This is a genomic window from Pseudovibrio sp. W64, assembly GCF_001623145.1.
Lineage (GTDB): Bacteria > Pseudomonadota > Alphaproteobacteria > Rhizobiales > Stappiaceae > Pseudovibrio.
Genome location: NZ_LMCI01000038.1, coordinates 221,735 through 228,345 on the forward strand (window position 1 = coordinate 221,735; position 6,611 = coordinate 228,345).

Below are 6,611 nucleotides of genomic sequence, written 5' to 3' on the forward strand. Positions count from 1 at the left end.
GTGTCCATGTCAGTTTTCACGACCTTCGCCTCATCCGGCCATTCAACTCTCAAGGAGAAGATCACCTCCTTGCCATCACGTGTTTCCCCTGTTCACCATGGCGCAGGTGAGCAGGGGCGCGTGTACTTTATCGAAGAGGTCATCCGCTCAACCGTGCTCTATGATCTGCTGAAGACCCTGCGTGACGCCCGGTTGCCAGATGCCTGGCTCGCGTCAGGCGCAATCTACCAAAGTGTCTGGAACGCACTGACGGGCAGGGAGGCCGGACACGGCATCAAAGACTACGACCTGATCTACCATGATGAGGCTGACACGTCCTACGAGGCCGAAGACCGTGTGATCACCAGCCTCGCCAAAGCTTGCGAACCGCTGGGGCTTCCAGTTGAAATCCGCAATCAGGCCCGCGTGCACCTCTGGTTCCCCAAGCACTTCGGCATGGACTACCCCAAACTAGGCTGCTCGCTGGAGTCTCTCCTCTACTACGCTTCAACAACCCACTCCGTCGCCGCCCGCCTGCACGACGATGACCGCCTGCAGATCGAAGCCCCCTTCGGACTGGAACCCATCTTCCAAATGCAGATGCTCCCAAACAAAGTCCTGCCCAACGAAGAAACCTTCACCCGCAAAGCCAACCGTCTCACCAAGCACTGGCCAGAACTAACAATCGTCCCTTGGTAGGCTGCCCCCAAATTTTATCCGCCTACCCAAAAGCCCGCTTTTCGATCTCAAAAGCGGGCTTTTGCACGCCAACCACTTGTAAGAATTGAGATAACGAACCGAACCATAACAACAAGCGACCTGCAATTGATCCTCAACATTGTTTACCAAGGCCCAACCCACCAATGGATTATCTCATTGGAATCTTTTAGTAGTTAGAAAGAGTAGAGCATCTCCCCAAGGCATGGCTTTCAGTCTTTGGATCAGGATATGCATAAACATGAAATGTCAGAGCATCACCAGTGATCCGGTTTGATCACCCGATACTCTGAGATGAACCGGTGCAGGCGTCATCAGGGCTATGCCAAAATTAGTGCGTCACTCAGCTTTGGCCAATGCCAACTTGGAGTACCTGGATCAGGCAACGCTTGCGGACCCTCAACTCACCAGTGAGGAGGATCGCAAGCGGTTACTTGAGCTGGTCCTGCGCTCCAACGCGCATCTGATTTCCGCAATGAAGGGCATCAGATCCCTCCGCCTGCCGGACTGGTGCATCTCCGGTCCCTCCATCGCATGGCCTCTTTGGACTGCGTTGAAGGGCAAGCCCGCCATGGCGGGAAATCACCAGCTCTACATCACCTACTACGATCCATCAGAACAAGCCCTCGAAAAAGAAGCCACCTACCTGCGCCATATCCGTCAGATCCTGAGCGCTGGGCCTTATCAGGTGCACCTGTCCAATCAGGCAGGTCATGTCAACCATCATGACAGCGAGCGGATGAGCAATGGAACACCAGTCACATGCACTGCAGAAGCTTTGGTACGCGATCCCGTCCAAACCTATGCGCTCGGCGTCCGCTTAGAGACCAACGGAACCTTCACCGTTCTGGCACCGTTCGGTTTGTCTGGCGTTTTTTCAATGAAGATGGAACGCAATACCGGATACTGCGATGAAGAGCACTTCCTCTATAAACTCCGCCGCGTGGAAGCCATGTGGCCGGGAGTTGCCCTCAGATAGCTTGTGCTGGGGCGTTTTCCCAAAAGGTGTTTCGGCCTCCAGGCAGGAATACGCGTGCAAACAAAGAGATAGATCTTCGCACGTGAATGAGCTGTGTCCTAACGAAGCGGCTGAACTGGCAAATAGCCTCTTTCTATCAAATGTACGGTCAAACCAACCGGAAACGGCAGGGCAACTGCATTCTCGTAATCGCACTTTGAACTTGGCGAGCCATCCGGGCAGGCATACTTCCGGAAATCTTCTTGGTCACTCCGGCTTTTCTCTGTGGCTTGTGCGATAGCCTCCATCCCGTCTCCCAACCGCGCCCGAAGAGCTGCCCAACCTGCAAGGAAACCATTCTCGCCCCAAAGCGACTTCTCAGAGCCAGCCAACTCCTCGAGATAAGCCAGCTCTTTTCGAAAGGCAGGCTGATAGACAGAGTCCATGTTCACATCGGTGATTTCGTCGTAATAGAGCTTTTCAATGTAAAGCGGCGCAAAACTGCCTGCGTATGGCGCGAAAAGATAAAAGAAGCTGTTGTCCGCACTCACAAGCTCAAGTGTGCCGTCACCATCCAAGTCCTCAAAGCTATAGCCATATCCGCCATCCAACACCGCACCCTGAACCATCACCCAGCTTCCCTCTCGATTTTGCGTGATGATCTGTTGCTCCACGCAGCAATGCGCCCCACCCGTAAATCGCTTGATCACGACCTGAGGAAACTCAGTCTCCTTGGCAAGGCGAATAACTTCAACGCTCTGGCCGTACTGAGGAAAATAACTTGGCTCCGTCTCAAACGAGAACACTTTATTCTGCCCAATCCATCCAACAACCTGCACCTTTGAATTCTTTGAGAATTCATCATTTGGGTCAGCCTGTTCCGTGATGAGGCCTGCATCAACATGCAGCTTTTCGAGTTTCAGAGAAAAGTGGTTCTGCGCTTCAAACTCTCCAAAACGCAAGTTTCTGGCGGGCCAGACAGTCTCCAAGTAGCGGCGCCCGTGAGACAGATAAGCATCCTCAGGCAAATCAATTGCAATCTGCTGGCGCGCCAATTGAAGGTTTTTAAAGTTTACAGGGCCAACAACCACACCAAACCAGCCGTTTTCTGAGCGAACCACCCGCACTTTATCTTGATAGGGTGTCCCTTGCAGAGCTTCTTGAAAGCCTTCCGCCAGCTGCACAGCTTCGGTCGCATCCTGTTTGCTGGCAAAAACAAGCCATTGTTGCCCGCCTGAAAGGCTGAGACTGTCTGCTGCAAAACTGATACTTGGCGTACTGAAAAGTGTGAGCAAAAAAACTGAAATCACTTTTAGAAATTGCATTGCTCAACTCCACATACAGTACTGACTAAAACCAATTAAAACAGGTTCTCCTGGTTGCTTCAAAGAATTTCGCCAAAGCTAGCAACAGGAAACATTAATCAAACCGATTGATGTCGAAATCCGTTGTCTCTTGTAAAAACTCAATAAAACCATCCACTTGATGCTCGGCGGTCAAACGCCCTTTTTCTGAACTTGCATTTGCAGCATTTCCCACTGTCCCATGCGGGTTCAAATCAGAAGCAATCCAGCCATAAGAAGGGAGCCCGGTTGGCCCCAACCGGGCATTTTCATCAAGATCTTGAGCTGTCGAGCGAAAATCTTGTGCGTGTAACATGTCAACAAGGTCTGCCCGAAAATGCAGCATTAACGAAGTTTCCTCATCGCCTCCATGCAGCCCAAACTTCAGTTCTTCCTCGCTAAACAGCCCGTTTGGTGCTCCAAAGCTGGACCAATGACATTTGCCAACCAACATCTTGCAGCGAATGCGAAGCTCCCGCGCGACAATGCCGATCAAGTCCAGGTTCCCACCATGAGAGTTGGCAATGATCATTTTCCGGATGCCACAGGCCGCAACCGAAGTGCCAATGTCAATCCAATGTTTTGCCGCTGTGTCGGCTCTTAGCGACAGTGTCCCCGGCGCATGAATATGCTCATCAGACTTCCCAATGCATTGTAAAGGCAAAATACGGAAGTCCAGCGTTTCCGGTGCACGAGCGCACAAGGTCTCTAGCATACCCTCATTAATGTATGTGTCCACGCCAAGCGGGAGATGGGGACCATGTTGCTCAACAGCAGCTGTCGGCAAAATCGCAATCGTCCTTTGAGCATCAATATTCTCAAAGTCTGTGGTTTTAAAATCCATCCAATAGCGTCGAGGAAACATGGCAGACACCTCTAGAGTCAGTCGCTTTCCGCAGACCATTTCAATTTGGCCTGAGAGGAGGGGCTAAGCTTTGCAAAGGCTTCGGGTTTTTCGATCAATCACCTTTAAATGGCGAAGCCTTGAGGTTTCAGTAGAGCTGTCCATGTTGTAATGGGCAGCGTATCTGGTTTTTACCCATGGGTTGCAAAGCACACGCACGCCGCGCAAAACGGTTTTCTTGCCGGGCGTGCCCATAAGAAAACTAAGCCATCTTGGCGCACCACAGGTGGTAAAAACGGCAAGTTTCTTAATGTTCTGCAAATTTGGTTTGATCGCGCCCTCTTCAGTCAGCTTAAAAGCAACACCCGGCACCAGCACGCGATCAAGCCATCCTTTGATCATGGCAGGCAAGCCATACCACCAGGTTGGATAAATGAAGATGAGCGTGTCGCAGCGCTGCAATGCGTCAATGTGGGGCTCAAGACCTTGCTGGTTGAGGGAGGTATCCAAATAGCTATCCAACTCGCCCTTGGTTAAGACTGGCTGAAAACCCTCCTCATAAAGATCAATGAGATCCATGCTGACGTCTTGAAGCCTGAGTGTCTCTACCACCTGTTCAAGGATGGCCTTGCTGAAACTCTCAGAGTTTGGATGGCAATAGACGATCAGCGCATGCATGTTCTTATCCGGTTCAAATGTTTTTCTATCAATTTCTACCACGCCTTAAATGAGTTGAGGCTGGCTTCTCATTGAGTTTCATCATCATGATTGCATGAAAATCGTCTAGTTCGTAATCCTCCCTAACTCAGCTAATGTTTTCTGTAACGTGATGATAATAATAGTATAAATCTACGTATTCCTTGGTTTTACTATGCTTACTCAGCGGTGCTTTTTGGGTAATGCCTCAATATTTACACAATTTTGTATATTTTTTAGTGCGTACTTTCTGAAAGACCAATTCAGAAAACAAGCCGCGAGCCATCAGGAGGAGATGAGCCCCGGTAAGAAGAAGCGAAATCGCCAATCAAAAATGAAAACCGCTTCCAATCCTCCCAAAAATAATCTGCGCCCTATGAATGGTGCACTGTGTAACTCATCAAAAAGAAGCAGAACCAATGACGAACCACAGACCTACTCTCCGATCCGTTCAGGCTCCATCTGCCGTTGTTATGATCCGTCCTTTGTTTTTCAGCACAAGCAAAGATGCAGCTCAGAGCAGTTCTCGCAGTCTTATTGGTGAATCTCAAAAAGACATCGATTTTGCAGAACAGGCATATGTTGAGATTTCTGCCGCAGCAGATGAGTTGAGTAGGCATGGTGTTGATGTTCATCTGTTCGAAGATAAGTCTCGTGACACACCACACTCTGTTTTTCTAAACAATTGGCTGTCAACGCATGCAGGCGGTTATGTCACCATCTACCCAATGCAGGCGGAGAGCCGTCGAAAAGAACGTCGTAGTGATGTAATCGAGCTTCTTAAATCCGAATACCGCGTTCAGGATGTAGTTGATTTTTCAGAGCTGGAAGATGAGCAGCAGTTCCTTGAAGGAACGGGCGCAATGGTGTTCGATAACGTCGAGCGCGTTGTATATGCAGTCCCGTCAAGTCATGCAAATCAGCAGGCTCTGGAACAGTTCTGTGATCATTTCAAATATGAGCCGGTGATTTTTGAGGCGCAACACACTGATGGCAAGCCTGTTACTCACACCAATGAAATTCTTTGCATTGGCACTGGCATCGCATTGATTGGATCAGACTTGATCACTGATCCTGCAAAAAAAGCAGAGATCCTTCGTCGTTTAGAGCGGTCTGGACGTCAGGTTGTTCAGTTGAGCAACGAGCAAATTGAAGCCTGTGCAGGACGTTCCATTGAGTTGCATAGCAAAACAGAAGGCTTGCTTCTTGCTATGTCCGAGGGAGCATACTCTTCTTTATATCAGGATCAGATCGATCTGATTGAGCAGAGCACCAAGATTGTTCAGTTGAAGCTGGATACCATTGAACAAGCTGGCGGCTCAGCCCGCTGCGCTATGGCAGGCATCCACCTCAACCTGCGCGAAGTTGAACCTGAGCTGGAAACTGAAGCTACTTAAAGTTTCCTTGCTGAGTATCGCTTAAGTCCACAATATCGGTGACCGTCAGAACAGCTGGCGTGTCACCTTTATTTTTGACCCAATGCTGCACCTCAGAGTTTTCGTTGATCACTTCACCAAGCTTATGAATGACCGGCACACCGCACTCATTACTATACTCAACAAACTCGCCTTCTGTGACCAGCGCCAGAGCCGGTCGATTTTCATGACCATGTAAAAGAACGTGTCCTCCCGGTTGAACCGTAATGGTCCGCATACGAAGGTTATGATCAGGGATGTTGACCTTCTCTTTGCCAAGATCGATAGCATCAAGCTCTTCAGTCTCTACCAAATAGTTTTCCGTTGGAGCGCTATCGTCAATGGCTGAACCTTCCTGGCCAGGAGGACATTGTCCGGCCTGAGCAGAAGGAAGAGCTAAGCCTGCAAAAAGCAGTGTGGTCGCAGCGAGTATAATGGTCTTCATAGGGACCTCCAATGTTCCGGCCAGAACATAGCTCAACTGAAAATCCAAGGTGCCGGGATTTGAGAGCATGTTAAACTCCCCATGAAGCCAGCTGATAAGAAGCAACTAAAATCATCTCGCAGAATTTTTCGCCATTTCTATAAGCAGTAGGCCCACTTCGGCGGGGATAGTTTTTTGGTTTGCGTTTATAAGATTTGATAGAAGGAGGATAAGT

At 49.6% G+C, this 6,611-nt stretch carries 7 protein-coding genes; 3 read left to right on the top strand and 4 right to left on the bottom strand.

Going from position 1 to position 6,611, the window contains the following annotated elements; all coding sequences use genetic code 11:
* Positions 1–6 precede the first annotated feature (6 nt).
* Together PsW64_RS17560 and PsW64_RS17565 are read left to right on the top strand one after the other, a co-directional pair.
* Entirely contained in the window at positions 7–678 is a 672-nt protein-coding gene (locus tag PsW64_RS17560) for a nucleotidyltransferase family protein (RefSeq protein WP_208980862.1), read from the top strand.
* A 340-nt stretch (positions 679–1,018) separates the two neighbouring features.
* The gene (locus tag PsW64_RS17565) at positions 1,019–1,675 is read left to right on the top strand and encodes a nucleotidyltransferase family protein (RefSeq protein WP_208980863.1); all 657 of its coding nucleotides are present in this window, start codon (positions 1,019–1,021) and stop codon (positions 1,673–1,675) included.
* 98 nt (positions 1,676–1,773) lie between these two features.
* On the opposite strand, the gene PsW64_RS17570 is transcribed toward PsW64_RS17565, so the two are convergent.
* From PsW64_RS17570 to PsW64_RS17580, 3 genes are all read right to left on the bottom strand, one after another.
* Positions 1,774–2,979: a hypothetical protein gene (locus PsW64_RS17570; RefSeq protein WP_063304404.1), complete on the bottom strand. Its 1,206-nt coding sequence runs from the start codon at positions 2,977–2,979 to the stop codon at positions 1,774–1,776.
* Positions 2,980–3,073: 94 nt separating this feature from the next.
* Positions 3,074–3,862 (bottom strand): creatininase family protein, encoded by a 789-nt coding sequence (locus PsW64_RS17575; RefSeq protein WP_082831178.1) that lies wholly within the window; start codon positions 3,860–3,862, stop codon positions 3,074–3,076.
* Positions 3,863–3,925: 63 nt separating this feature from the next.
* Positions 3,926–4,519, bottom strand: coding sequence for an NAD(P)H-dependent oxidoreductase (locus PsW64_RS17580; protein ID WP_208980864.1), 594 nt, complete (start codon positions 4,517–4,519; stop codon positions 3,926–3,928).
* A gap of 437 nt (positions 4,520–4,956) precedes the next feature.
* On the opposite strand from PsW64_RS17580, the gene ctlX reads away from it, so the two are divergent.
* Positions 4,957–5,934 (top strand): citrulline utilization hydrolase CtlX, encoded by a 978-nt coding sequence (gene ctlX, locus PsW64_RS17585; protein WP_208980865.1) that lies wholly within the window; start codon positions 4,957–4,959, stop codon positions 5,932–5,934.
* Here ctlX and PsW64_RS17590 read toward each other — a convergent pair.
* A complete protein-coding gene (locus PsW64_RS17590; RefSeq protein ID WP_208980866.1) occupies positions 5,927–6,397 on the bottom strand; it encodes a cupin domain-containing protein in 471 nt (156 codons plus the stop codon). The two genes, ctlX and PsW64_RS17590, sit on opposite strands and share 8 nt — an antisense overlap.
* Positions 6,398–6,611: the final 214 nt, after the last annotated feature.